The following is a 22,375-nucleotide window of genomic DNA, read 5'->3' as shown; positions in this document are numbered from 1 at the left end:
TAAGGATATCAGCTGGGCGGCCACCTGCCCCGGTCTGCCCGTACGTTCGTGGAAGGTTTTCGATGGCAGAGCTCCCCGTCACGTTCATCCAGGTCACCGACATCACACGCATCACACCGCGGATGGCCCGCGTGACGTTCGAGGCCGACCACCTCGACGACTCCGTCGGCCTGACCCCGGACCAGCAGCTCAAGCTCTGCTTCCCCCGGCCCGGCCAGGAGCGGCCCGTCCTGCCGGAGCAGAGCGACGACGCGACGGGCTGGTACCAGGCATTTCTGGCCATTCCGGAGGACGAGCGGCCCTGGATGCGCAGCTTCACCCTCCGCCGGCGCGTGCCCGGGACGAACACCGTCGAGGTCGACTTCGTCCTGCACGGCGACAGCGGCCCGGCCAGCGCCTGGGCCGGCGCCGCCCGCCCCGGCGACCGGCTCGGCATGGTCGGCCCCTCCGCGCTCTACGCCGGACCGGTCTCCCTGACGGACTCGATCGCTTCCGCCGACTGGCTGCTGCTCGTCGGCGACGAGACGGCACTGCCCGCCATCGGCACCCTGCTGGAGGCCCTGCCCGAGCGGACCCGCGCCCAGGTCTACATCGAGGTCGCCGACCGCGCCGAGCAGCAGACCTTCCAGACGGCGGGCGACGTCACCCTGCACTGGCTGCACCGCGACGGAACCCAGGCCGGCCGCAGCGAAGCCCTGATCGACGCCGTCCGCGGCGCCGAGTTCCCGCCCGGGCGCCCCTTCGCCTGGCTGGCCGGCGAGGCAGGCGGCGTCCGGACCCTGCGGCGCCACCTGGTCAACGACAGGGGGCTCGACAAGCGCGCGATCGACTTCAGCGGCTACTGGCGCGTCAAGCTCACCCAGGACGACGCCCCGACCGCCGACGACATGGCCGAGGCGCAGGAGCGCCTCGCCGAGTACCAGGCGGCGGCCGATGGCCAGTCCTGACGAGCCGCGCGCCGGAGCCGGCATCCCGGCCGGGCGCCGCGAGTCGGCCGGACGACTGCCGGGCCGAGAGAAGGATTTCATGATCACAGTACGAGGTCTCGCCCGCCGGTTCACCGTGCGCGGCCAAAGTGTCGAAGCGGTCAAAGGCATCGACTTCGACGTGGCGCCCGGGGAGGTGGTCGGTTTCCTCGGCCCCAACGGAGCGGGCAAGACCACGACCTTACGGATGCTCACGACCCTGCTGCGCCCCACCGGCGGAACCGGCACCGTGGCCGACTGCGACCTGCTGACGGACCCCCAGGGCGTCCGGCGCAGGATCGGCTGCGTCCACCAGGGCGGCGCCACCTGGCCCGAGTCCAGAGTCGCCGAGGAGATCGAACTCCAGGCCCGGCTCTACGGCCTGTCCCGGTCCGAGGCCAAACGGCGCGGGGCCCTGCTCGCCGAGCGGCTCGACCTCGCCGGCCTGGACCAGCGCCCCGTCAAGACGCTCTCCGGCGGTCAGCGCCGTCGGCTCGACATCGCTCTCGGACTGGTCCACGAACCGATGCTCGTCTTCCTCGACGAGCCCACCACCGGGCTCGATCCGCAGAGCCGGGCCAACCTCTGGGACCACGTCCGCCGCCTGCGCTCCGAGCAGGGCACGACCGTCTTCCTCACCACGCACTACCTCGACGAGGCGGACGCGCTGTGCGACCGGATCCTGGTCACCGACCACGGCACGATCGTCGCCGAGGGAACCCCCGACGCACTCAAGGCCCGGGTCGCCGGCGACGCGATCACCATCGAGGTGACCGACCAGGTCGCGGAGGCGGCCGACGTCGCCGGGCGGCTGCCCGGCGCGACCGAGGTGAGCGTTGACGGCGACACGGTGCGCTTCCGGGTGCCCCGCGGCGACGCCGCCCTGCCGGAACTGCTGCGCACCCTCGACGGCCGGGGGATCACCATGGTCTCGGTCAAGGTCAACCGGCCCACACTCGACGACGTGTTCCTCGGCGTGACCGGACGCTCCCTGCGGGACGACGACCCCGCGCCCCAGGTCAGGGAGGCCGCCCATGCTGCGTGACACCCAACTGATCTTCGTGCGGGACATGAAGCTCGCGCTGCGCAGCCCGACCTGGCTGCTCATCGGGATCATGCAGCCGCTGCTGTACCTGTTCCTCTTCGGACCCCTCATGGTGTCCGTGGTCGACCACACCCCAGGTTTCCCGCCCGGCGGCGCCTGGGAGGTCCTCACCCCGGCCCTGATCGTCCAGACGGCACTGTTCAGCGGCTCCTTCGCCGGGGTAGGGCTGCTCACCGAGTACCGGGTCGGCGTCGTCGACCGCTTCCGCGGCACGCCCGCGAGCAGGGCCGCCCTGCTGTTCGGCAAGGTCCTGGCCCAGGCCGTGCAGGCCACCGCGCAGTCCGTACTGATCGTGCTGGTGACGCTACTCGTCTTCGACCTCGACGCCTCACTGACCGGGCTGCTGCTCAGCCTGGCGATCGCCGCGGTCCTGGCCATCACGCTGTCCTCGGGATCGTACGCACTGGCGATGGTCCTCAAGAGCGAGGCCGCGTTCCCCGCGCTGATGAACGCCGTGCTCCTGCCGCTTCTGCTGCTGTCCGGGGTGCTGCTGCCGATCTCCGAGCAACTGGCCCCAGGCTGGCTGTACAACCTGGCCCGGATCAACCCCCTGACCCATGTGGTCGACGCCGAACGCGCGGCGTTCCGGGGGGACATGAGCGCCACGGGGCTGCTGACCGGCTCCCTCGTGCTGCTGGTCATGGCCGTCCTCGCCCTGCTGTGGGGCACGCGGACCTTCCGCAAGGAGAACGCCTGACGGCACCGCCCGCAGGCCCACCCGAGACCGGGCTCCCCCTTACATCCCCCGGTGGGGGGAGCCCACCCGCACCACCAAGGAGCACACGTGAGGACCGACGCCATCAAGGTGACCGGTGCCAGGGGGAACAACCTCAAGAACGTCTCGCTTCAGATCCCGGGACAGCACCTGACCGTCTTCACCGGTGTCTCCGGCTCGGGCAAGTCGTCCCTGGCGTTCGACACCCTCACGGCCGAGGCCCAGCGGCAGCTCAACGAGACCTTCCGTGCCTTCGTCCGTACCTTCCCGGGGGCGTACACGTGAACGTTCATCCGTACTTACCTGAGCACCTTGCTCAGTACTCCGACAGCCGTGCCCGCGCCGACGGCTGGGTGAGAGGGCGGCAGTTGTCTGCTGTGGCGATCGGCGCGAAGTACGCAGCCAGGTGCGGCATGGAGGGCACGGCTTGCCAACTTCCGTGCGGAACTCCCCGTATGTGAGGCCCGGAGAGATGCTTGATCAGTTGGTCTTGAGACTTTCTTGACGGTGCCTCGGTTGTGGCTTGACGGGTTCAGGTGATGGTTGACGGTCAGCGGGAGGCGATGAACCGCTTCACGTCGCGATCGGAATGCGCGAGGCCGAGTATCCGCCCGCGCACCGTCGCCCTCCGACCACCGGAACCGGCGGGTGAACGACTATCGGCGCACTCATAGATCCAGGGTGCTACGGCGCACAGGGGCAGGCACGTCCTAGTCGCTGCGTGTCGGCGTTCGTAGTGGCGCGACCTTCGTCTCCTGCCTGGCTACTCGTCCCCCACCGCGTTGATCTGCTTGGGGGCAAGCTCGCCGCCGGGTGAGCCGGCGCTCTCTTGCGCCGCGAGGCCGCCGCCCGGGGCGCCGTCGTTCTGTGTGGCCGCCAGCCGGTCGCTGCCCGGAGACTGATCGGCGCCTTCCCAATCCAGCATCGGCGCGAGGCCGGCGCCTGGTGAGCCATGACCATCGCCCATGGGCGCCAAGCCACCACCAGGGGCACCAGTGTTCTCACCCATCGGAGCCAGTCCACCGCCGGGCGGGCCGTCGTCTTCCGTCGTCGCTGCAGATGCCCCCACCGCGAGGCCGCCCGCTGCGATCACCGCGACAGCCGCGGTACGGGCCAGCATCTTTTTGATCGTCATGGTTCTCTCGTCGTCTCGTCTCGGGCCAGTGCAGGCGATGCTGCCCAGTAGCGAGCGGGGTCGCCACATCTTTCGGCCCCAGCCGAAACAGGGTTAGTCCAGCACGCCGAACTCCGTGTCGGGGCGGCAGTGCGGGCACGCTTTGATCTGGTTGACCGTGAGTCCGCGCCATGCCTGCTCGCGCGTGACGCCGCGCGACCGCGTCCCCGCCATGTGGTTCGTGGACGCCACCGCCAGGTAGTAGGCCGCCCAACCGCGAACAATCGGGATCAGCCTGCGCAACACAGCCTCGGCGTTCGCCCCGCCCAGGGCTCGAACCTCGGTCCGCAGTTGCGCCCGGCGCCTCTTGCAGGCTGCGGTGCTCGGTGCGTTGCCTGGCAGGTCTCAATTGCGGGTTCCGTACGCAGCGAGGAACATCTCGATCAGCGCGTCGACCTCGGCTGTGCCGACGGGCCGGTTCGAGAGCAGGTAGCGGTAGTAGAGGGCGCCGCACAGGACTTCGGTGGGGAAGGCCAGGTCCGCGTCAGCGGCCAGTTCGCCGGTGCGCTGCGCGCGCGTGATGCGTTCGAAGGTGCGCTGTTCGACGGTAGACAGGAAGCGTTGGTGCAGTTCTGCCCGCAGGTCGGGATCGGCCTGCGCTTCGGCGATCACAGCACGGTAGAGCGGTCCGAGAGGTGGCTCGCCGAGCGCTGCGGTGGAGCGCAGGAACTGTTCGCGTAGGTCCGCGCGGACATCCCCGGTATCGCGGTAGTCCAGGTCAGTGGTCCATACATGGCTGAGCGCATCGAAGATCAGGGCGGATTTGGACGGCCAGCGGCGATAAACCGTGTGCTTGCCCACGCCTGCCCGGCGGGCGAGCGCCTCGATGCTCAGGCCGGCATAGCCGTCCCGGGCGGCCATATCGATCGTCACGCTGAGCAGTTCCTCGGTGCGTACTGCTCCGCGGCGTCGTGGGGTGTCGGGCCTGTCAGGCATGCCTCCATCGTATATCGGCACAGGGCGTGCCGTTGACAGGCTGGGGCGGGTACATGCACGATTCAGCCTGTCAACGGCACGAGTCGTGCCGATCCAGGTCTCGACGCTGCCCTCAGGACTGCCGGGGCCCGCCATGGAATCAGGAGAATCGTCATGAACACTGCCCTGTGGGTTGTCGCCGGGCTGCTCGCGGCCGCCTACTTGTTCGGCGGCGGCGGCAAGTTGTTCCTCACGAGGGAGAGGATCGCCGCCTTCGGGGCGAGTTCGCGATGGGTTGAAGACTTCAGCAGCGGTGGCGTGAAGGCCATCGGAGCCGTCGAGGTCCTGGCCGCGGTGGGTCTGATCCTTCCCGCCGCGCTCGACATCGCGCCGATTCTGGTGCCGATGGCCGCCCTCGGTTTGATGACCCTTATGGTCGGTGCTGTGGCCACACGCATCCGGCGCAATGAGCTCAAGTTCATGGCCGTGGACCTGATATATGTCGCCCTTGCCGGTTTCCTCGCGTGGGGACGCTTCGGCCCCGAGTCCTTCGCCCACTGAGCGGGCCCCTAGAGGTCCTGACAAAGACGTTGGACGTGCCGGTGGGTGATCAGGCAGGTGGCGAGGCCGAGGAAGGCCTCGTGGTTGTCGTAGCGTCGCTCCCAGCAGATCCACAGCCGTCGAAAGCCGTGCAGCCAGGCGGTCATGCGCTCTACAACTCAACGGAAAACGCCCGGTCCAGAGCCGTGTTCGACGCCTCGTTCGGCGATCACCGGGCCAATGCCGCGCTGCCAGAGCAGCCGACGGTACTTGTCGTGGTCGTGGTCGTAGGCGGTCGGCGAGCGGCGCATCGGGTCTGCGCCTCGGGCGGCCGACGACGCCCGCCACTGCCGGAATCTTGTCCAGCAGGGGCAGCAACTGCGTGACGTCATTGCGGTTTCCGCCGGTCAGCGACACCGCGAGCGGGATTCCCTGGCCGTCGACGATGAGGTGGTGCTTGCTGCCCGGCCGTGCTCAGTCGACCGGGCTGGGCCCGCTTTTGGGCCCCGCCGGGCCGCTCGCACATGCGAGGAGTCGATCACCGCCCGGGACCAGTCCAGCTGGTTCTTCGACCGCAGCTTCTCCAGCAGCACCGCGTGCAACTCGTCCCAGACGCCCGCCTCGTTCCAGGCTGCCAGGCGACGCCAGCAGGTCATTCCCGAGCCAAGGCCCCAACTCCTGGGGCAGCTACCCCATTGGATGCCGGTGTGCAGGACGAAGAGGATCCCGCACAGAGCTTGCCGGTCCGGCACCCGCGGTCTGCCCTCAACCTGCTTCGGAGCGGGCTTGGGCAGTAACGGCCCGATGAGCGACCACAGTTCGTCCGACACGATCCAGGGGCGCGGCTGACGGTTCAACCTAATCAGACCAGCGAGCCAACAAGCCCACAGTCACATGATCAACCGCTTTTGTTAGAGCCAGTTATGCGGGTGTGCTTGTCTGTGCGGCGCTCGACACGACAGCGCCGGTGCCCTTCCTGCCGCGCCTCACGCGTCGCTCGATGCGTACTGCGAGCGAGGTGAGCAGGGCATTGAGGGTGATGAAGAGCAGGGCGACGACGGTGAGGGAGGCGATGGTGTTGGCTCCGTAGTTCGCAGAGATCAGCCGTACCTGCTGGAGGAGTTCACCAAAGGTCAGCATTTCGCCGCCCAGGATCAGCGCGGACCAGTGCACCGCTACCGCTTCCGCCGAGGCGTGGCAGCGGCGCACAGGCGCGGTACCGACACTCAGCCAGCGGATCCGTCTCTACCGTCTCGGCACGATCACCCCGCCTGAGCCGCTTTCGGAGGGCCGCAGTCGCTCTGTGGGCGATCAGGATCATGAGCAACTCGTCTGCTGGGTAGCTGAGTTCGTCGACGCAGTCGGAAAGACCCCCGCTGTGGACATCGAGTCCTGGGCCGGCTCGCGCTTCGCGGACAGGCACTTCACGTTCTGGCAGACTCCGGACGGCACACCCGTCTCCATGGCCGCCACGACGTCGATGGTTGCAGGCATGGTCCGGGTTGACCCGGTGTACACCCCGGCTCACCTTCGGGGGTGCGGCTAGGCGGGAGCCGTGACGGTCGAGGTGAGCCGAGCCGCGCTGGCCGCAGGAGCGACGGACGTCGTGCTGTTCGCGGACCCTGCCAACCGTGCCAGCAACGCCCTCTACCAGCGAATCGGATACGTCCCGGTTACGGACTGGGCCGGGTACGACTTCTCCTGGGGCGCATCAGAAGCAACTCAGGCTCGCCAGGGGTGGGAGAAACCCTCAAGCAGTGGTCCGCCCAGCAGGTCGAGCACCTGATTCACCGCAGTGGCCAAGAGTCGAGGGTCGGCGTGCTCGGCTACGGCCTGGTGCCCATCCAACAGTGCTTTGCCCAGGACCGGGTCTGCACTGAGCAGCCGGCGGGGAAGCCATTTGCCGATACCTGTCCAGCCGCCATGGTGGGCGGTGAGCAAGTCTGCTGCCTGACGCAGCACTTGGTCGGCGAGGGAAAGCTGTTCGTACCGGTTGCCGGCTGAGGTGTCGGTCAGGTCGTCCAGGAAGCAGGTCAGAACGTAGCGACCGTGTTCCCACTCGGCTGTGCTGAGGGGCGGAGGCCCTGAAGCGAGGACATCCCGGGCCAGCTGGCACGCATGGGCCACATGTCCGTGCGGGTCTGCCAGGGGCAGACCCTGGTCGTAGACGAACAGGACGGTCCCGCGGCGCCGGGCTCGGTCCCAGGCGAAGAACTCCGGTATGTCCGCGAGGGTGTTGAGGAACAGCTCGATGATGCGGCCCTGGTGACGGATTACCTCCCGTCGGCTGATGTCCGAGTCGGGAAGGAGCACGGCCACATCCAGATCGCTGGTCGCTGTGGCACGCCCCTGAGCGGCGGAGCCTCCGAGTATGGCGCCCAGGGCATCGGGAAAGAGCTCGGTGACCACACGGAGAGCGTGTGTTTCAACGGCTTCTTGATCATTCATGGGCGCTCATCTTGCCAGCATGCGGATCTGTCGGCCGGGCTTCGAGATAGGCGGTCCAGTGGTTGGCGGCGCGGTGGCGCCATTGCTGGGCGGTGATGACATGCAGGCCGAGCATGGGCGCGAGGATCGCCGCGGCAGGTCCTGCGCGAGTTCGATCAGTGCGGTCGTGCAGGTCTGGCGGACCGGGATCTGGCGTGCCGCGAGGCGGCGCGCGAGGACGACCGCGGAGATGTGTCCGCCGGGCCGGGCCCAGGGAAGAGCCGTCGGCGGGGCGAGTTTGCGGCCCAACCCTCCACCGGCCGACGGGCCAGTTCCTCGAGGAGGACCGGGAGCGGTCGGGTCAGTCGGACGGGTCTGTCCCCTCGCCGATGAACGCCACCAACAGTTGGCCCTGGTGATTCAGGCGTGGCCTGCCCGCCGGACGGACTGTCCGCTCTTGCCCACCGGGCACGCAGAGCCGGGCCTGACCGCTCTGCTGCATCGCAACCGCCAGAGAACATCGGCATGCCAGATAGAAGGCCGCCCCATGCTGGCCCTCCAGCCGCAGTGAACACTCCCAGGTCGACCTCGACAGCAGCCTGGTCTTGTCCCACAAGCAGCACGGTCAGCCCAGATGATGCAGACACACTTCCAGCCTGTCCCGTGCACCCCATGGCCGCGAACAAACCCCTGTCGGCGTACACCTGAACGCGGCCAGTCCGGTACAGCGATACGTCCCCCGCCCTGAAGCCGGTTGAGTACCTGAGGGAAGGCCCGGGGCCACCAGATCTCTCAGGGGACGGGACATGTCGGGCCGGCAAGGGCCGCCTGCGCTTCAGTGCGCCGTAGAGAGGCAGGCGTACGCCCTATGAAGTCCCGCGCCGTACGGGTGAAGTGGGCCTGGTCGGCGAAGCCAGCGGTGGCTGCGGCCAGGGCGGCAGTCGAATCCGGCAGATCTGCGATCGCGGCGCGGAGCCGGCCCCATCGGCGCAAGCGGATCAGCGCAATGCCCACATCCTGCCGGACCAGGGCGCGCAGCCGAGGGGCCGATAGGCCGACCTCGCTGGCAATGGAGGTGATGGGCATGTCCGGATCGCGAAACGTGCACAGATGGACGGCGTGAGCGACTCTCGGATCGAGCGGGGGCGGGTATCCGGCGAGTGCCCGCAGCTCGGTGTATACGGCGGCCAGGTCCACACCGGTGCCGGGGCCGTCGCAATCGGTGGGCCCGAGCGCGGCGAGCAGGCGGCGGACCTCGCCGGCATCGAGCCGTATCGGTTCCGGGCAGGAGGGCAGCAGCCAGGAGTCGATGAACAGGGCGATGTAGGGCGAGGTCGCCGCACAGCTGTGAGCCAGCTGGGGCGGAACGATCAGCCCGGGCGCCGTCACCATGGGCCGTCCCTCCTGGAGGAGTTCGGCGTGGCCGCCGATCGGCAGCACGGCTTTCCACGCGGGCAGCTGGTGTGGGGCAACGCGGAACGGGCGGGATTCGGCGAACATCGTCGCCTTGGAGCCGGAGGCGAAGACGATGCGGCGATCGTTTTGTTCAAGTGCCCAGGCGCGAGGTGAATGGATCATCGTGCCATGCACGCTATCGCTGCCGCCGCCTTGGCGGTGTTCCTGATCGTCACGGGGGTCATGCATTTCCTGGCCCCTGGCTACTTCCGCATACTGGTGCCCGTCTGGCTCCGCCGGGAGAGGTTCCTCGTGGCCGTCACGGGGGCGGCGGAGGTCGTGGTGGGCGCGCTGGTGCTGGTTCCGTGCAGCCGGCCGACCGGAGGCTGGGCCGCCGCCGTCCTGATCGGCTGTTACCTGGTGTCCCACGTGGACGCGCTGCGACGCGCGCGGCCGGACCGGCCCCGGCTGCTGGAACGGCCGGCCGGCGCGGTGGCTCGGCTGGTGGTGAACGTGCTGTACATCGCCTGGGCAGTCGCGGTGGCAAGATCCGCGGTCTGACACCGATGTGCGGCCAATTGTCCAAGGTGGCACCGAAGCCGCCCATCCTCCCAGAGGAAGTCATGCCATGAGCCATCGCCTCGTCGTCGTGGGCGCCGGTTACGCCGGTCTGTTGGCGGCCAAGCGCCTCGCCCGCAAGCTGCGCCGCAGCGATGTCACCATCACACTGATCAATGCCTCAGACCGGTTCGTGGAACGGGTCCGGCTCCATCAGCTGGCCGCCGGGCACAGATGGGCGGCGCCGTCGTTGCGTCAGCAGCTCAGCGGTACATCGATCCAACTGGTCGTCGGACGCGTGACCTCGATCGACACCACTGACCGGACCGTGTGTCTGGACCTCGCGCCCGGAGCGATCGGCTACGACACCCTGGTGTATGCGGTGGGCAGCGGGGCGCGGCTCGACGATGCCCCGGGGGCAGTCGGGCATGCGTACACCGTCGCCGCCCTTGAGCAGGCGACGCGATTGCGGCACAGGGTTGCCGGGATCGCGCCGGGCGGCACTGTTGCGGTGGTCGGCGGAGGGCTGACCGGTCTGGAAACTGCCTCGGAGCTGGCCGAGAGTTACCCCGAGCTGCGAGTCCGGCTGTTCACCGATGCCGATGACGTTGGGTCCGGGCTCACGCCGCGAGTCCGGACCCACCTGCGGCGTGCTCTCGAGCGACTGGATGTCTCGCTTCATCCGAAGACAGTCGTCGCCGCAGTGCGCGAGGACGGCTTGGACCTCCGCGATGGCGCGTCGTTCGCCGCTGACGCCGTTGTATGGACCACCGGGTTCCGTGCGCCGGAGCTGGCTCGCGCGGCGGGGTTCGCCACGGATGAGAGCGGCCGGATGCTCGTCGACGCCACCCTGCGCTCGGTCTCGCACCCCGAGGTGTACGCCGTCGGCGACGCGGCGGCCGGGGTGTCGGTGAGCGGGGCACCGTGCCGGATGTCCTGCCAGACAGCCCTGCACATGGGCCGAGGCGTAGCCGATGTCGTCGCGGCTCGGCTGACAGGCAGGGAACCCGGGCCCGTTCGGATCGGTTACGCCTTCACCAACATCAGCCTTGGCAGGCGTGATGGTGTCGTCCAGTTCACCCATGCCGACGACCGCCCGCGCAGGTTCGTCCTGACAGGACGCGCTGCGGCGGCTTTCAAGGAGGTTGTCGTGCGAAGCACGGTACGTTCCGCAGGGCGCGGCGAGTCGGGCAGTGATGAGTCGGATTCCTGAGCAGCCAATCCGACCACCGCAGACGTTCTTGCGACCTCACGAGGTCCGCTCACGAACGCGTACCAGCACCTGGGGACGTTCCCTGTACGCGGCTGGGGAGCCGAAGCCGTACGCCGACAACCCCCACAGCGATGAGGTGCACGATGTCTCTGTGCCGTTCAGGAACCGACCGGTTCCTGAACGACTTCCCCCCCGGCGGGTGGTCCGCTGCCATGCTGAGCAGCTGAACTCCCACCTCTACCACCTTGGAGGGCAGCGCGGAGCTGAGTGCCACCGGCGAGCCCGTCATCGTGCATGAGGACATCCAGGTCGACGTCGGCATTCACATATGGCCGGGATTCAAGGCACCGGGCCCGCAACTCTTTGCAGCGGAGGCACGGACCCGGCCTGTCCCGCCGACCGCTCTGGGGTCCTACTTCCACAAGGCCCTCGGTGTCGGCGCACAGCTGAACTCGGCTCTGGCAAGGTTTTCGTAGCCTGTGATCACCATGGTGCCTTGAGGGCGTGCCCGCCTCGCGGCGGCGTAGGTGGGCGATCAGGATGACTCGGTGGCGCAGGAGCGGGACACCGGCGCTGGCTGCGACCCGCTTTACGTCAGAAGCTGTCAACGAACAGCAGCGCGAGACTGCAGGCCCCAAGGCAGGTCACGAAGGGTCTCTTCGTCTTGAAACCGATGACCAGGATGATGAGGGCGAGGAGGCCCATAGGGTTGAGCTTGCCTTGGATGAGTCGCTCAAAGCTGATGACGAGGGCGAAGGCGGCGAGGGCAATAAGCGGCATGATGGTCCTCCTTCGAGTGGAAGGAACAGAAGGCGCGAACCTGTCCCTGTGCCAAAAGGCTCCCAACAACCGTGAATCACAGACTAGTTGGACGGCAAGGGCTAAAGCGCCAAGCATGTCGCTGAGCTGTGGATTCGGGGCTCTGGCAAGAATTGCGTGGACGGAGATCACGGCGGGGCAGGTGGGTTGGAACCTGGATAGTGGCGACGAAGGTGTGCGATCAGTACGACTCGTTGCCGGAGCAGAGGGACGCCGGCCCGCCCCTCCCAGGTTCTTTTCTGGGGTTTCACGTGGTGATGCGCCCTTCGTTGACTGCCGAACTGAAGGATGTGGTGACCCCCTGCACGACGGCTGCGGATGGACTTGGCCATCCAGGCCAGGCCTGGGCAGGGAGATGGGAGGTGGTGAGTCGGTCGGGCCGGGCTGGTAGCAGTGCGAAGTCCTGGGCGTCTCGGGGTGTCCGGCAATCCGGTGCAGATCATCCTGTGCTCGCATGCGCCGACGGCGCGGCTGCCCGGCGCCGTGGGAGCGCCAGGCCCGCTGATCGAGCTATCTCGCCGATGTCTCGGGCTTGGGTTGCTTGTGTCGTGGTACTGCACCCGGGGCCGAAGTGTCTTCAGATCCGGGAAGAGAGTGGTCGCGCATGGCGGTGGGCGGGGCGGATGCTGAGGGATTGCCGGGTTGGCTGGTGCGCGTGGGGCAGTGGTGGGGCAGGGCCTTTGGTTACGCGGGGCCTGAGCGCGACACCCTGCTGCTGATCGGCAAGAGCACGCTGGCGGCCACACTCGCCTGGGTGGTCTCCTTCTCCGTGCTGGACGCGCAGTCGCCGGCGTTCGCCCCGTTCTCCGCAGTGATGATCATGTATGTCACGGTCTACCAGTCCGTGCTGCAGTCCCTGCGCTACGTCGGCGCCGTCGCGGCGGGGGTGGCCGTGCAGGCCGCGTTGGGGTTCCTCGCCGGACCGGATCTGCTGACCTTCGTGCTGGTGGCGGTCATCGCTCTGTCGATCGGCCGCTCACGAATGCTGGGGGTGCAGGGCCCGCAGGTGGCCACCGCCGCGTTCTTCGCGTTCTCCACCTACAGCAGCACCACCGACAATCTGACCCGCGTCACGCAGCTGGGACAGATCGTGCTCCTGGTCCTCATCGGCTGCGCCATCGGCACCGCAGTCAACGTCCTCATTCTTCCGCCACTGCGCTACCGCAGCGCCGAGCACAGCGTCCGCATCCTCGCCCGTGCCCTGCACGAACTGACCGCACAGATGCATCCCGCCCTGCGGGACGGCGCGCCCCAGGAAGACACCATCACGCGGTGGCGCGAGCGCGCCGCCCAGACGGACCAGCTGATCTCGCAGGCCAGGGCCGGGCTGAACACCGCCAAGGAAAGCGTCCACTACAACCCCCGGCGGCTGCTGCGGCGCCATCGCGGGCCCTTCACCTTCGGCGGATACGAGACGGTGCTCAACGCCCTGGAGCGGACGCTGTATCAGCTGGCCTCGCTGACGCGGAGTCTGGACCAGTGGCGCCAGGAGGAGAAGGACTACGACTACCGGCACTTCCTGGCCCGGTATGCGGTCTTCCTCGAAGCGATCTCCGAGATCGCCCTCGCGCTGAGCACCCTGGACGAGACGCATCTGAACGGGCAGGCGCAGCAGTTGGCCGAACTGACCCGCGACGCGCAGGCTCGCCGCCGGGAAGTTGCCGACGAAGCCGAAGCACAGTTGCTGCCTCTGGCCGATCCGAGTCGTCCCTACGGCGTCCTGGTCGTCGAGGCCACGCGCCTGATGGAAGAGGTCCAATACACCAGCGACACCCTCCACCAATGGGTAGAGGCCTGACGCGTGAGACCGGGGGTGTTTGAGCGTCGTGTCGCGCCCACGGCAGTGGCCCCGGTCACGATACTGGCCGCGCCGTGGGCTCCGTCATCGCCGCGGTGTGGCAACCCGCTGCGGCCACAGGCGGTACTCCCAGCTGCCCCCGGGCGCAGCCGCGAACGCCTTGCGGGACACGTCCTCTCGGTGCCCCGCAAGGCACCCGCCTCACGGGCCCAGCGCATCAACTCCGAACACCACCGCACGGCTGGAACAGCGGACCCCACGGCCGCCGCACCCTGAGAACGATGCTGGCGACGTCACGGCTTCCTGCTGCGTTGACCGGCGTTCTGTGGGTAGCTGCACCCCGACGGGCGAGCGCACTTGGGCAGCTAGGCGGACCAGATGGGCCAGACGGATGACCTACGGTCATGGCTGGATGGGCCCATCGCGGCTGCCGCGGCCTTCGAAGAAGATGAAGAAGTCGCCACCGCTCGTGATGTGGCTTGACCGGGCCGGCCAGGGGGTGCCTCAGGCGGCCTGCAGGGGCAGCCGGTGTTGCAGGCCGGCTTGTGCGATGGCTCGGTCGGTGATGGGTCCGGACCAGGGGATGGAGACCGTTATGCCGACGGCGTCCAGTGCTTGGCAGATGCCCAGCAGCGTGAACACGCCTGCGTTGTTGCAGTAGGTGAGTGCGGACAGGTCCAGGCGTAGCCGACGGTGGTCGTGACGGAGGGATGCCACCTGCACGATGGCCTCGACCAACACGAGCGTGGTGTCGGTGTCCAGCGGCGACGGCTTCCGTGGCGTCCACAGGGCGCTTGCCTGGCCTCTCGGCCTTCAGAGCCCGCTGCACCAGCTCATCCGCGACCTTCTCGATGTCCTTCGGGGTGATCCCTGGCTTTTCTCGCCTGAACGACACCAGCGCGGAAATCCGTGCCGACCGCTCCGCCGGGCCGGCCCCCGCTCCCTCCTCTACGAATGGCTTCCGTACCAGGGGCGCGACGGGGCTCGATGCGACATGGACCCCGACGATCACCGGATCGACCATGTACCGAGCGTAGGCCAAGGGCTGGGCCAGGCGGTGTTGGCCTATGCCCGATGTCCTGGCAGCCACCGCCAAAGGGGGGCAGCGAAGCGCCGGGGGAGGCGCCGCAGCAAACACGGTGTGGATGTGGGAGAAAGTCCCCGCGAGGATCCCGGGAGCCTGGCTGCGCAGGAACTGTGCCAAGGTCGGGCCCGAGCGTCGTGGTGCCGGGGCGATCCGAACGGGTTGCCGAGCCGCCGGCGTACGACAACCTTCCGCCTCCTCGTGCTGCTCCGCCTCGCCCTCCTTTACCCCCTCCGCGAGCCCCTGGAAGAGATTTCCGAGCATCGAACGGGCGTCATCCGCACCGGAGTCGTCCGTGGGCGGCACGGGAGTTCGCCGACACGTATGGCTGGGACGTCGTCAGCTGGCCCGGATACCAAACGCTGGCCAGTATCCGTGAACTCCGCATGATCACCACGAACGCCCGGAAGGGTCACCACGCCCCAGACAGCCTGGAGGAAGGCGAGCGCCGCGTTGAGGGCTTCGCTGCGGGGACTTTCACGTCCGCTGGCGCATTCTGTGATGTAGGGAAAGGGGAGGGAGCCGCCCGTCGTATCGGTCTCTCGCTGGGGTGCGCGCTGAACGACATCGTGGCTCAGGTCGGCTTCTGTGCCTGGCTCACGGGTGGCGAACCTTCGTCACTGGGACGGGGATGTGCTCACATGCAGCCGTCGTGCAGTACGGCGACGAGCGAACGCAAGAGTGACGAGTTGGACATCCCCGGGACGCCTCTGGCAGGGTCGCCCGTCCGTAACCCCATCAGCTCCGAAGGGAGAGTCACGATGATCGAAGTGAGTACACGCAGCGTGACGGAAGCTGCTGCTGCCGAGGAACTGCGCTCGAGTACTACGACGCTGGATATCCCAAAGGGGTTCGACCTGTGGACGGCTGAGGAGATCTCGGAGTGGCTCGACCAAGTTGAGGACGATCCTGGGGTTTCTGACGCGGACTTCTACGTTGCCCAGCAGGCAGTGCGGCGGGTGCTGGGCGCCGAAGATGCCTGATTCAGTCGGGTTGTTCCCGTAGCGTGACCAGCAGCTGGGCTGAGAGGGCGGGCATCTGATCGGTCTTCACGCCGATGTAGGTGGGTTGTCTGTTTCGATTCGCCAGGTTGGTGTGGATTCTCCCGTCAATTCGCGGGCCAGTTTGTTAGCCATGGCCCAGTGGATCATCGTGCGGGATCGCTGCGGCAGAGCCTCGTAGTCCCGTGCCAGGCGGCGGTGTTGCATCAGCCAGCCGAAGGTCCGCTCGATCACCCACCGCTTCGGGAGCGGCTCGAAGCCCTTGGTCCGCGGCCGCTGCACGACCTCCACGTCGATGCCGTGCATGGCGCCATGGTTGAAGATGCTGCTCTGGTAGCCACCGTCGGCCCAGACTTTGGACAGGCGTGGATGGGATGCGGCCAGGTCATCGAGGAGGAGCTTGTCACCGGCGGTGTCGTGCACGTTCGCGGCGGTAACCAGGACGGCCAGCACGAGCCCCAAAGTCTCGGTGATCAAGTGCCGCTTGCGCCCTTTGATCTCAGGGGCCGGACGGCAAATCCGTGGAACTGACCATGGATCTCCTCAACGACGCCTACGAGGACCCCCGAGCGGGCGTTCCCGGAGCGGTCTGGAAGGTCGTGGCACCCGCCGCGATCTCCGCCGGAGACGTCGGCATCACCTATGCGCCTCCTGCCCGCGCCTGATGTCCTTCGTGCGCAGCCAGCGCGAACAGGCCCGCCGCTTCCAGCGAAGCGTCGCGGTTTCCCAAGGTTCCACACTCTCGCTCGTGAACACACCTCGCTGGAAACTGGGCTGAGCCCACCGAGGCCGGTCGTTCCTGGCGGCCTCGATTTCCACGACCACGCTCGCGCTGAGCGGCGGGTAGCTGACCGGGGCGGCGCCGCGCAGTCCGGCCAGGTCCTAGCCGATGGGCTGCAGCAAGGGCGCCAGCTCGCGGCGGACCGCCTGCGTCAGCGGCAGGCTCACGCCCACTGCCCGCATCCGACCATCGCCCCGGGGCAGGCCGAGCACCAGGCACTGAGTGGCCGGGGTCCGGCCGCTGACACCGAGCACGGCGGCCTCGCTGTATGCGTGCGCCCGGCTTCAGCCAGCCCGAGGAACGGCCCGCGACATAGGGGAGGTTCGGTTTGACCACCAAGCCCTCGACGCCGCCCAGACTGCCTACCCACCGTAGAGCCGTCTGTACGTCGCCGGTGGCCGGGACCGGCCGAATGGGCGCTGGCCCACCCCTCCAGTACCTCAAGCAGCCTGCCTCGGCGCTCCTCACAACAAAAACGACGGGAAGTCGTGGACGAGGACGTCGGATGCAGAACCGCGGTGGCACTACGGCCGCGGGGAACATCGGTACAGCCGTGGCATTACCGACGGCAGCCCGATGCGCTTTGTTGATGAACGCGGCCGCACACGTCTGGACCTGCCGGCCGATTTCGCCGGCGGTGAGATAGAGGTGCTCCGCGGAGACCTGGCCCGAGCGCTCCACGAGCACAGCGTGCCCTACACCGAGTACGTCTTCGGCGACTCGATCGTCAGCCTCACCGAGACCTCCTCCAGCGGGCGGGCCCGCTGGGTGGCGGGCTGCAGTCCTTCAGGCCGCCGAGGTGCGGGTGTCATGTCGTTGTAGCCGAGGGCGTCGGGGGCGAGCCGCCGCCTCGCGCGACCCTGGAGAGCCGCCTCCGAGCCTGGTATGAGACGTGCGTTCGGCCCGGGCAAGGGCCCGAATTACCCTGCGTCTAGGGTGGGGTTGTGCATCGTTTCGAGGTCGTGACAGCCGTCGCCGCGCCCCCGCACCAGGTGTTCGCGGTATGCCTGAACGTCGAGGTGCACACCCGCTCGATGGCCGAATCGTCGGAGCGAGCCGTTGGCGGCAAGACCCGGGGAGAGCTGGTGCTCGGCGATACGGTGACTTTCCAGGCTCGCCATCTCGGCCTGTCCTGGCGGCTCAAGGCCCGCATCACCTCCTACGACCGGCCTCGATGTTTTGTGGACGAGCAGGAGTCCGGACCCTTCAAGCGATGGCGTCACGCCCACTACTTCGAGCCGGATGGCGCCGGCGGCACCATCATGAGGGACGTCATCGACTTCGCCTCACCGCTGGGGCCTGTCGGACGCATCGTCGACAGACTCCTCCTGAGCCGGTATATGCCCCACCTCATCAGAACCCGCAACGCCTACCTGGCCAGCACTTTCGACTGAGTGGCCGGGCCAGGCGCTGTCCGCCGCGCTGCGTGCCCTGCAGGTACGGCTCGCCGGAGACGCACTCTCCAGCCTGGCGATGATCACCGCGTGGACCGTACTGGGCAAGCTCGTCGCCACCGGGCACATCGAGCTCGCCGCCGCTGGGGCCACCCTGTTTGCCATGCGGACCTCCAACGGCACGCTTGCCATGGCCCGGGCGGTGTGACGCGGCGGCTCGAGTGTGTTCGCGGTCCTTCTGCTCTGCTCGCTCATACCCGGCTCCCGCCTGTTCGCTTCCCGCCATGCCCAGCCATGGTCCGTGCACTGGACGTCGGGTGACGCTGTCGCGTAACAGCCGCGAAGCATGTCCTAGGTCACACAGTTGCGACTGTTACAGACGACGCGGGCCCCGCGTCCTGTGTGCGTCAGGACGCCGCGTACGCACCGTAGTTCCGTTCGTCGGCGTACCACTCAGACGCCCCGATACCTCAGAAGGGCATGGAACATGAGCAGCAGCACATTCGCCGTGGCAGGAGCAACCGGACGGCTGGAACGCTACGTCGTGGACGTCCTCACCGAACGGGGACACCAGGTCGTGCCGATGTCCCGCGCTACCAGCGTGGACGTGATCACCGGTGCGGGCTTGGCCGAGGCGCTCACCGGTGTCGATGTCATCATCGACGTCGCGTCATGGCACGCCTCCGACAGGGAGGCCGCCACGGAGTTCTTCCGTACGGCCACCGGTAATCCGTGCGAGGCAGGCCGGCGTGCGGGAGCCGACCGGATCGTCGCCGTGTCGATCATCGACGCGGACATGGCCACTGCCGGATTCCTCGCTGCCCAGCAGGTACACGAGGAAGCAAACCTGTCCGGCCCCCTGCCCGCCCGCTTCCCGCGGGCTGCGCAGTTCCACGAATTCGTCGGCCAACTCCTGGACTGGCAGCAGGCGACGTCGCCGACATCCCCGCCTTGCCTCCCCAGCTCGTGGCTTGCCGCACTGTGGCAGAAACGCTGGTCGACCTGGCCGACGACCCCGATGCCGCGCAGCCGACCCTCGGAGAACCGATCTCCGAGATCGCCGGCCCCGCAGGGAGCCCCTGTCCGAGGCGGCCGAACTTATCGGTGCCCGCCGAGGCATCAAGGTGCTCGCGACCGACAGCTCCGGCATGCCTGACACCGAGACTGCGGCGGTCGGCGGGTTCCTGCCCGGCCCACATGCCAAGCTCGCCGGCTCCACCTTCCGAGAATGGCTCGGCACCCAGTCCTGACCAGGTCGGGCAGATCGGGCGGTCCTCGGCGCGCGCAGGGAGAGCGCCGCGACGACGTACCGAATCACCAGAGCACGGGGGCGTTGAGCACGAGGTCGAGAGCGCCGGGAGTAAACCACTCACAGCACGTCCGGCCGCCCGTACATGACGCATGGCTACCTGATCGAAAGAAATGAGGACTTCAATGCATGACACCTCTTCCCGGAGTGAGCCTTCCCAAGCCGGGGCGGGCAATGCGGTCGTGACGGCCCGGGTGGTGAACGGCCGTGGCGCGCTCAGGCTGCTGCGGGTTGTGTCCGCCGTCGCCTGTCTTGAGACCCTGGTGCAGGGTCTGCTCGCCGGGATGCTGCTGAACGGCGACGTCGACTCCATCGACCCGCACGGCGTCAACGCCTACCTCTTCGAGCTCCTGGTGTTCCTCCAGGTCGTGGCAGCCGTCCTGTTATGGCGCAGCAACCGCTGGCTGACATGGCCGCTGAAGGCCGCCATCGGCATCCTGGCAGCCACGTTCACACAGACCGCGCTGGGCCTGGCGAGCTCGCTCCCCGCGCACGTCACCCTCGGCGTGGCGCTGTGCGCGATGGAGACGATATTCGTCATGCGGGCCTTCACGCTCCGCGCAGACAACCTGGCGACGACTGCCTGAGTGCTACGCATCGGCACCTCGATGCCTGATGGGAGACTGTGAGTTGCGGTGGTTGGCGACAGGCGCTTCAGGGTGGCTTTTGCCTGGTGGGTGGTTGTGTCGTGTCGTTCTTCTGCAACTGCCGGGAACAAGACGACGGCGAAGCGGCGCGGTGCGTAGAGCCCGCCACGAGAGGCAGGGTGCGCATGGCTTGGCCTGCCACTGTTGGGTCGTTTCTCCAGTACGACTGATCACTCCGAGCGGGCGATCAGGGAGGCTTCGACGCCGACTGCCGGTCGGCAGTGGATATCACGGGATCAATTTCTGTAGTCGATTACGTTGCGGATCCTTCAAGGGGCCAGCCAAGACGCCCGCCAGCAGCGTCACCCTGGGTTGCGCCCCACAATGAGCGGATGACGTATACCGAGGATGCGGCCACCGCACACGCCTGGGCGGCTCTGGGGGGCCGGAGCCAACTGGTTCAGAGTGTGTGCTTCGAGGGGGCGGGCGCTGTCCTGCCGTCGCGTCTGCCGGTGAGGGAACTGGCGCGGGCCAGCGTCGGAGTGTCCTCGCTGGCGGCGGCGGAACTGCTGGCGCTGCGCAACCGCGTGCCGGTGCCTGCGGTGCGGGTGAACGAGGCGGCGGTGGCCACCGCGTTCGTCAGTGAACGCCACCTGCGAATCGACGGCCGGGCCCCGACGTCCTTTGCTCCGCTGTCCGGGTTCTGGCAGGCGGCCGACGGCTGGGTTCGCGCCCACGCCAACTACCCTCACCATCGAGCCCGGCTGCTCAGCGCCCTGGGTATCGCGGACACAGGAGGGGACCAGGCGCTGGGGGGTGTGCTCTCGAAGGAGTTGGCATCGCGTCCGGCCGGGGAGGCCCAGGAGACCATCTACGCCGCGGGCGGCCTGGCCGTGGCCGTGGCTTCCGCACCCGCTGCGGCCGGGCCCGCCCTGGTCGAGACGCGGCACGTGGGTCAGAGCAGCCCTCGGCTACTGGCGCCCGCGTCCGTACCGGCCCAAGGGGTGCGGGTTCTGGACCTGACCCGCGTCATCGCCGGACCCGTCGCCACACGCACACTGGCGTTGCTGGGCGCCGACGTGCTGCGCGTGGACGCGCCCCAGCTCCCCGAGGACGCAGATACCCACGCCGATACCGGTGTGGGTAAACGCTCCACGTTGCTGGACCTCAGCACCCCTGGCGACCGGCACACCTTCGAGGACCTTCTCAGCCAGGCAGATGTCGTGGTGACCGGCTACCGCCCCGGTGCCCTGGACCGGCACGGACTGACCCCCGACGCGCTCCTGGAGCGGTACCCCGGCCTGATCGTGGCTCAACTGTGCGCCTGGGGCTGGTCCGGCCCCTGGGCCGAGCGTCGCGGCTTCGACAGCCTGGTCCAAGCCGGTACCGGTATCGCCGCGATCGAGGCCACGGCCGACGGCCGCCCCGGTGTACTGCCCGCACAGGCGCTGGACCACGGAACCGGGTACCTGCTCGCCGCCGCCGTCCTCCGTGCACTGAGCGACCGCCAGGCCACCGGCGGTGGGCGTCATCTTCGCCTCTCCCTGGCAGGCACAGCGTCCTGGCTGCTGCACGACATCCGCCCCACCCCCGCACAGGGCGAAGCCGACACCTACGACCCCGGATCCTGGCTCACCGAGACCGAATCGCCCTACGGACTGCTGCGTCATGCCCTGCCCCCGGTCCACTACAACGGCGCACCCGCGAACTGGAACCATGCACCGACCCAGTGGGGCACCGATCTGCCGAACTGGGCCTGAACGGGAGCAAGGGGCACGGCCGAGCCGTTGTGGCTTTTGGTCTCGCCTCGGCTGGACCCCCTTCCGGCAAGAGCCTGAACCGCGGCAGGATCATGTCGCCGCCGCCGGAGCGCAGTGAGTCGAGGGTGTGACTGAGTCCGGTCCTGTACGCCTGTGGATTGGGCTGCGCGGGTGACCGTGTGTCAACGGCGCTGCAGCAGGCCCCGGACGTATGCGGCCTGGCCCGTGTGCTGCAGATCGTCGGAGATGACGCTGACCAACCGGACGCCGAGTGTGACGTGCGGCGTCCATCGCTCGTCGACGACGCGGTTGAGCGCCGCTTCGTCGAGCGCCCGCACGAAGGAGAGGGTCTGTTCGTGGACGGCGTCGTAATAGCCGCGCAACTGGGCGGCGGAGACGCCACCGATCGATGCCACCTGCTTGGCGGTGTGCCCATACCCTGTTTCCTCCTCGCCGAGCGGTAGTCGGAACTGGCCGTACCAGTCCTGGGTGGTCCACACCTGGTCCAGGCCCGCTGCGTCAGCGATGTGATCGTCCTGAATGCGGGTGAGATGCCACACCAGCCAGACGATCGAATTGGCCTTGTCGTCCGGACGGAATGCGAGCTCCTCGGGCGAAAGCCCGTCGATGGCAGCGTGCACTGCCTCCTGGACGCGATTGAACGCGTCCGCCAACATCTCTGCAGGGTTCATCCATCCATAGTCGCCGCTGGGCCGGGAACACGCCTGAATAGAAGAGGTGGTTCTGGCTCAGCTTCTGTGATCCGTGCACTGTGAGTGACGACTGAACTCCCTGGAGCGTCTCGGAAAGTTGCCTCAAAACAAGCAGTGGCACG

The 22,375-nt window shown here is 68.0% G+C and carries 25 protein-coding genes and 5 pseudogenes; 17 read left to right on the top strand and 13 right to left on the bottom strand.

What is annotated here, in order from left to right:
• Positions 1-62: 62 nt before the first annotated feature.
• The 4 genes and pseudogenes from ACWGI2_RS31020 to ACWGI2_RS31005 form a co-directional block, all read left to right on the top strand.
• Positions 63-947 carry a siderophore-interacting protein gene (locus ACWGI2_RS31020; protein ID WP_453698941.1) on the top strand — a complete coding sequence of 295 codons (885 nt, stop codon included), beginning with the start codon at positions 63-65 and terminating at the stop codon, positions 945-947.
• A 79-nt stretch (positions 948-1,026) separates the two neighbouring features.
• On the top strand, positions 1,027-2,010 hold the full coding sequence (locus tag ACWGI2_RS31015) for an ATP-binding cassette domain-containing protein (protein WP_453698940.1): 984 nt from the start codon (positions 1,027-1,029) through the stop codon (positions 2,008-2,010).
• Positions 2,000-2,767: an ABC transporter permease gene (locus ACWGI2_RS31010; RefSeq protein WP_453698939.1), complete on the top strand. Its 768-nt coding sequence runs from the start codon at positions 2,000-2,002 to the stop codon at positions 2,765-2,767. The genes ACWGI2_RS31015 and ACWGI2_RS31010 overlap by 11 nt, the downstream gene beginning before the upstream one ends.
• A 51-nt stretch (positions 2,768-2,818) precedes the next feature.
• Positions 2,819-3,052 (top strand): annotated as a pseudogene (locus tag ACWGI2_RS31005) (hypothetical protein); the annotation flags it as partial.
• A gap of 496 nt (positions 3,053-3,548) precedes the next feature.
• Here the strand turns inward: ACWGI2_RS31005 and ACWGI2_RS31000 are convergent.
• The 3 genes from ACWGI2_RS31000 to ACWGI2_RS30990 all read right to left on the bottom strand — a co-directional run bounded on the left by ACWGI2_RS31000 (position 3,549) and on the right by ACWGI2_RS30990 (position 4,895).
• The gene (locus ACWGI2_RS31000; protein WP_453698938.1) at positions 3,549-3,920 is read right to left on the bottom strand and encodes a hypothetical protein; all 372 of its coding nucleotides are present in this window, start codon (positions 3,918-3,920) and stop codon (positions 3,549-3,551) included.
• Between the two features lie 93 nt (positions 3,921-4,013).
• A complete protein-coding gene (locus ACWGI2_RS30995) occupies positions 4,014-4,301 on the bottom strand; it encodes a DUF6233 domain-containing protein (protein ID WP_453699434.1) in 288 nt (95 codons plus the stop codon).
• A 3-nt stretch (positions 4,302-4,304) separates the two neighbouring features.
• Positions 4,305-4,895 (bottom strand): TetR/AcrR family transcriptional regulator, encoded by a 591-nt coding sequence (locus ACWGI2_RS30990; protein ID WP_453400538.1) that lies wholly within the window; start codon positions 4,893-4,895, stop codon positions 4,305-4,307.
• Between the two features lie 153 nt (positions 4,896-5,048).
• Between ACWGI2_RS30990 and ACWGI2_RS30985 the strand changes: the two genes are divergently transcribed.
• On the top strand, positions 5,049-5,435 hold the full coding sequence (locus ACWGI2_RS30985) for a DoxX family protein (protein ID WP_453400539.1): 387 nt from the start codon (positions 5,049-5,051) through the stop codon (positions 5,433-5,435).
• A gap of 8 nt (positions 5,436-5,443) precedes the next feature.
• Here ACWGI2_RS30985 and ACWGI2_RS30980 read toward each other — a convergent pair.
• Positions 5,444-6,271 (bottom strand): annotated as a pseudogene (locus tag ACWGI2_RS30980) (IS5 family transposase).
• 64 nt (positions 6,272-6,335) lie between these two features.
• Positions 6,336-6,566, bottom strand: a pseudogene (locus ACWGI2_RS30975) (amino acid ABC transporter permease); the annotation flags it as partial.
• Here ACWGI2_RS30975 and ACWGI2_RS30970 point away from each other — a divergent pair.
• Positions 6,562-7,200, top strand: a pseudogene (locus ACWGI2_RS30970) (GNAT family N-acetyltransferase); the annotation flags it as partial. The pseudogenes ACWGI2_RS30975 and ACWGI2_RS30970 overlap by 5 nt on opposite strands.
• Here the strand turns inward: ACWGI2_RS30970 and ACWGI2_RS30965 are convergent.
• The 3 genes from ACWGI2_RS30965 to ACWGI2_RS30955 form a co-directional block, all read right to left on the bottom strand.
• Entirely contained in the window at positions 7,137-7,862 is a 726-nt protein-coding gene (locus ACWGI2_RS30965) for a nucleotidyltransferase domain-containing protein (protein ID WP_453698937.1), read from the bottom strand. The pseudogene ACWGI2_RS30970 and the gene ACWGI2_RS30965 overlap by 64 nt on opposite strands.
• A complete protein-coding gene (locus ACWGI2_RS30960) occupies positions 7,855-7,977 on the bottom strand; it encodes a hypothetical protein (RefSeq protein ID WP_453698936.1) in 123 nt (40 codons plus the stop codon). The genes ACWGI2_RS30965 and ACWGI2_RS30960 overlap by 8 nt, the downstream gene beginning before the upstream one ends.
• Positions 7,978-8,633: 656 nt before the next feature.
• Positions 8,634-9,431 carry a helix-turn-helix domain-containing protein gene (locus tag ACWGI2_RS30955; RefSeq protein WP_453698934.1) on the bottom strand — a complete coding sequence of 266 codons (798 nt, stop codon included), beginning with the start codon at positions 9,429-9,431 and terminating at the stop codon, positions 8,634-8,636.
• Between ACWGI2_RS30955 and ACWGI2_RS30950 the strand changes: the two genes are divergently transcribed.
• Together ACWGI2_RS30950 and ACWGI2_RS30945 are read left to right on the top strand one after the other, a co-directional pair.
• A complete protein-coding gene (locus tag ACWGI2_RS30950) occupies positions 9,426-9,797 on the top strand; it encodes a hypothetical protein (protein ID WP_453698932.1) in 372 nt (123 codons plus the stop codon). The genes ACWGI2_RS30955 and ACWGI2_RS30950 overlap by 6 nt on opposite strands.
• A gap of 67 nt (positions 9,798-9,864) precedes the next feature.
• Positions 9,865-11,007, top strand: coding sequence for an NAD(P)/FAD-dependent oxidoreductase (locus tag ACWGI2_RS30945; RefSeq protein ID WP_453698930.1), 1,143 nt, complete (start codon positions 9,865-9,867; stop codon positions 11,005-11,007).
• A 594-nt stretch (positions 11,008-11,601) separates the two neighbouring features.
• Here the strand turns inward: ACWGI2_RS30945 and ACWGI2_RS30940 are convergent.
• Positions 11,602-11,787 (bottom strand): hypothetical protein, encoded by a 186-nt coding sequence (locus tag ACWGI2_RS30940; RefSeq protein ID WP_453698928.1) that lies wholly within the window; start codon positions 11,785-11,787, stop codon positions 11,602-11,604.
• Positions 11,788-12,430: 643 nt separating this feature from the next.
• On the opposite strand from ACWGI2_RS30940, the gene ACWGI2_RS30935 reads away from it, so the two are divergent.
• Positions 12,431-13,624, top strand: a complete 1,194-nt coding sequence (locus ACWGI2_RS30935) for a hypothetical protein (RefSeq protein ID WP_453698926.1) — start codon at positions 12,431-12,433, stop codon at positions 13,622-13,624.
• 504 nt (positions 13,625-14,128) lie between these two features.
• Here ACWGI2_RS30935 and ACWGI2_RS30930 read toward each other — a convergent pair.
• Positions 14,129-14,365, bottom strand: a complete 237-nt coding sequence (locus tag ACWGI2_RS30930; protein ID WP_453698924.1) for an STAS domain-containing protein — start codon at positions 14,363-14,365, stop codon at positions 14,129-14,131.
• Between the two features lie 31 nt (positions 14,366-14,396).
• Positions 14,397-14,648, bottom strand: a pseudogene (locus ACWGI2_RS30925) (NACHT N-terminal Helical domain 1-containing protein); the annotation flags it as partial.
• 821 nt (positions 14,649-15,469) lie between these two features.
• Between ACWGI2_RS30925 and ACWGI2_RS30920 the strand changes: the two are divergent.
• The gene (locus ACWGI2_RS30920; RefSeq protein WP_453698923.1) at positions 15,470-15,691 is read left to right on the top strand and encodes a hypothetical protein; all 222 of its coding nucleotides are present in this window, start codon (positions 15,470-15,472) and stop codon (positions 15,689-15,691) included.
• Between the two features lie 66 nt (positions 15,692-15,757).
• Here ACWGI2_RS30920 and ACWGI2_RS30915 read toward each other — a convergent pair whose 3' ends face one another.
• Entirely contained in the window at positions 15,758-16,186 is a 429-nt protein-coding gene (locus ACWGI2_RS30915; RefSeq protein ID WP_453698922.1) for a transposase, read from the bottom strand.
• Positions 16,187-16,242: 56 nt separating this feature from the next.
• Between ACWGI2_RS30915 and ACWGI2_RS30910 the strand changes: the two genes are divergently transcribed.
• The 7 genes from ACWGI2_RS30910 to ACWGI2_RS30880 all read left to right on the top strand — a co-directional run bounded on the left by ACWGI2_RS30910 (position 16,243) and on the right by ACWGI2_RS30880 (position 21,540).
• Complete coding sequence (locus ACWGI2_RS30910) at positions 16,243-16,374, top strand: hypothetical protein (protein WP_453698920.1); 132 nt, start codon at positions 16,243-16,245, stop codon at positions 16,372-16,374.
• A 692-nt stretch (positions 16,375-17,066) separates the two neighbouring features.
• Entirely contained in the window at positions 17,067-17,312 is a 246-nt protein-coding gene (locus ACWGI2_RS30905; protein ID WP_453698918.1) for a hypothetical protein, read from the top strand.
• Positions 17,313-17,434: 122 nt separating this feature from the next.
• Positions 17,435-17,884 carry an SRPBCC family protein gene (locus ACWGI2_RS30900; protein ID WP_453698917.1) on the top strand — a complete coding sequence of 150 codons (450 nt, stop codon included), beginning with the start codon at positions 17,435-17,437 and terminating at the stop codon, positions 17,882-17,884.
• A gap of 79 nt (positions 17,885-17,963) precedes the next feature.
• On the top strand, positions 17,964-18,092 hold the full coding sequence (locus ACWGI2_RS30895) for a hypothetical protein (protein ID WP_453698916.1): 129 nt from the start codon (positions 17,964-17,966) through the stop codon (positions 18,090-18,092).
• 279 nt (positions 18,093-18,371) lie between these two features.
• Positions 18,372-19,040 (top strand): SDR family oxidoreductase, encoded by a 669-nt coding sequence (locus ACWGI2_RS30890; protein ID WP_453698915.1) that lies wholly within the window; start codon positions 18,372-18,374, stop codon positions 19,038-19,040.
• A gap of 278 nt (positions 19,041-19,318) precedes the next feature.
• Positions 19,319-19,780, top strand: a complete 462-nt coding sequence (locus ACWGI2_RS30885; RefSeq protein WP_453698913.1) for a hypothetical protein — start codon at positions 19,319-19,321, stop codon at positions 19,778-19,780.
• 542 nt (positions 19,781-20,322) lie between these two features.
• Positions 20,323-21,540 carry a CoA transferase gene (locus tag ACWGI2_RS30880; RefSeq protein WP_453699433.1) on the top strand — a complete coding sequence of 406 codons (1,218 nt, stop codon included), beginning with the start codon at positions 20,323-20,325 and terminating at the stop codon, positions 21,538-21,540.
• A 182-nt stretch (positions 21,541-21,722) separates the two neighbouring features.
• On the opposite strand, the gene ACWGI2_RS30875 is transcribed toward ACWGI2_RS30880, so the two are convergent.
• Entirely contained in the window at positions 21,723-22,232 is a 510-nt protein-coding gene (locus tag ACWGI2_RS30875; protein WP_453698912.1) for a mycothiol transferase, read from the bottom strand.
• Positions 22,233-22,375: the final 143 nt, after the last annotated feature.

The sequence above is a fragment of the Streptomyces sp. NPDC054866 genome (assembly GCF_053610745.1).
Note: the sequence above shows the minus strand (reverse complement) of the source record. Positions and strands in the feature narration are given on the sequence as shown.

Coding starts and splice junctions, on each gene's coding strand:
- ACWGI2_RS31000 (WP_453698938.1), bottom strand. CDS start 3,920: ATGACGATCAAAAAGATGCTGGCCCGTACCGCGGCTGTCGCGGTGATC.
- ACWGI2_RS30895 (WP_453698916.1), top strand. CDS start 17,964: ATGATCACCGCGTGGACCGTACTGGGCAAGCTCGTCGCCACCGGGCAC.
- ACWGI2_RS30945 (WP_453698930.1), top strand. CDS start 9,865: ATGAGCCATCGCCTCGTCGTCGTGGGCGCCGGTTACGCCGGTCTGTTG.
- ACWGI2_RS30875 (WP_453698912.1), bottom strand. CDS start 22,232: ATGAACCCTGCAGAGATGTTGGCGGACGCGTTCAATCGCGTCCAGGAG.
- ACWGI2_RS30935 (WP_453698926.1), top strand. CDS start 12,431: ATGGCGGTGGGCGGGGCGGATGCTGAGGGATTGCCGGGTTGGCTGGTG.
- ACWGI2_RS30985 (WP_453400539.1), top strand. CDS start 5,049: ATGAACACTGCCCTGTGGGTTGTCGCCGGGCTGCTCGCGGCCGCCTAC.
- ACWGI2_RS31020 (WP_453698941.1), top strand. CDS start 63: ATGGCAGAGCTCCCCGTCACGTTCATCCAGGTCACCGACATCACACGC.
- ACWGI2_RS31015 (WP_453698940.1), top strand. CDS start 1,027: ATGATCACAGTACGAGGTCTCGCCCGCCGGTTCACCGTGCGCGGCCAA.
- ACWGI2_RS31010 (WP_453698939.1), top strand. CDS start 2,000: ATGCTGCGTGACACCCAACTGATCTTCGTGCGGGACATGAAGCTCGCG.
- ACWGI2_RS30885 (WP_453698913.1), top strand. CDS start 19,319: ATGCATGACACCTCTTCCCGGAGTGAGCCTTCCCAAGCCGGGGCGGGC.
- ACWGI2_RS30940 (WP_453698928.1), bottom strand. CDS start 11,787: ATGCCGCTTATTGCCCTCGCCGCCTTCGCCCTCGTCATCAGCTTTGAG.
- ACWGI2_RS30910 (WP_453698920.1), top strand. CDS start 16,243: ATGGATCTCCTCAACGACGCCTACGAGGACCCCCGAGCGGGCGTTCCC.
- ACWGI2_RS30920 (WP_453698923.1), top strand. CDS start 15,470: ATGATCGAAGTGAGTACACGCAGCGTGACGGAAGCTGCTGCTGCCGAG.
- ACWGI2_RS30960 (WP_453698936.1), bottom strand. CDS start 7,977: ATGCTCGGCCTGCATGTCATCACCGCCCAGCAATGGCGCCACCGCGCC.
- ACWGI2_RS30905 (WP_453698918.1), top strand. CDS start 17,067: ATGCGCTTTGTTGATGAACGCGGCCGCACACGTCTGGACCTGCCGGCC.
- ACWGI2_RS30990 (WP_453400538.1), bottom strand. CDS start 4,895: ATGCCTGACAGGCCCGACACCCCACGACGCCGCGGAGCAGTACGCACC.
- ACWGI2_RS30950 (WP_453698932.1), top strand. CDS start 9,426: ATGCACGCTATCGCTGCCGCCGCCTTGGCGGTGTTCCTGATCGTCACG.
- ACWGI2_RS30890 (WP_453698915.1), top strand. CDS start 18,372: ATGAGCAGCAGCACATTCGCCGTGGCAGGAGCAACCGGACGGCTGGAA.
- ACWGI2_RS30965 (WP_453698937.1), bottom strand. CDS start 7,862: ATGAATGATCAAGAAGCCGTTGAAACACACGCTCTCCGTGTGGTCACC.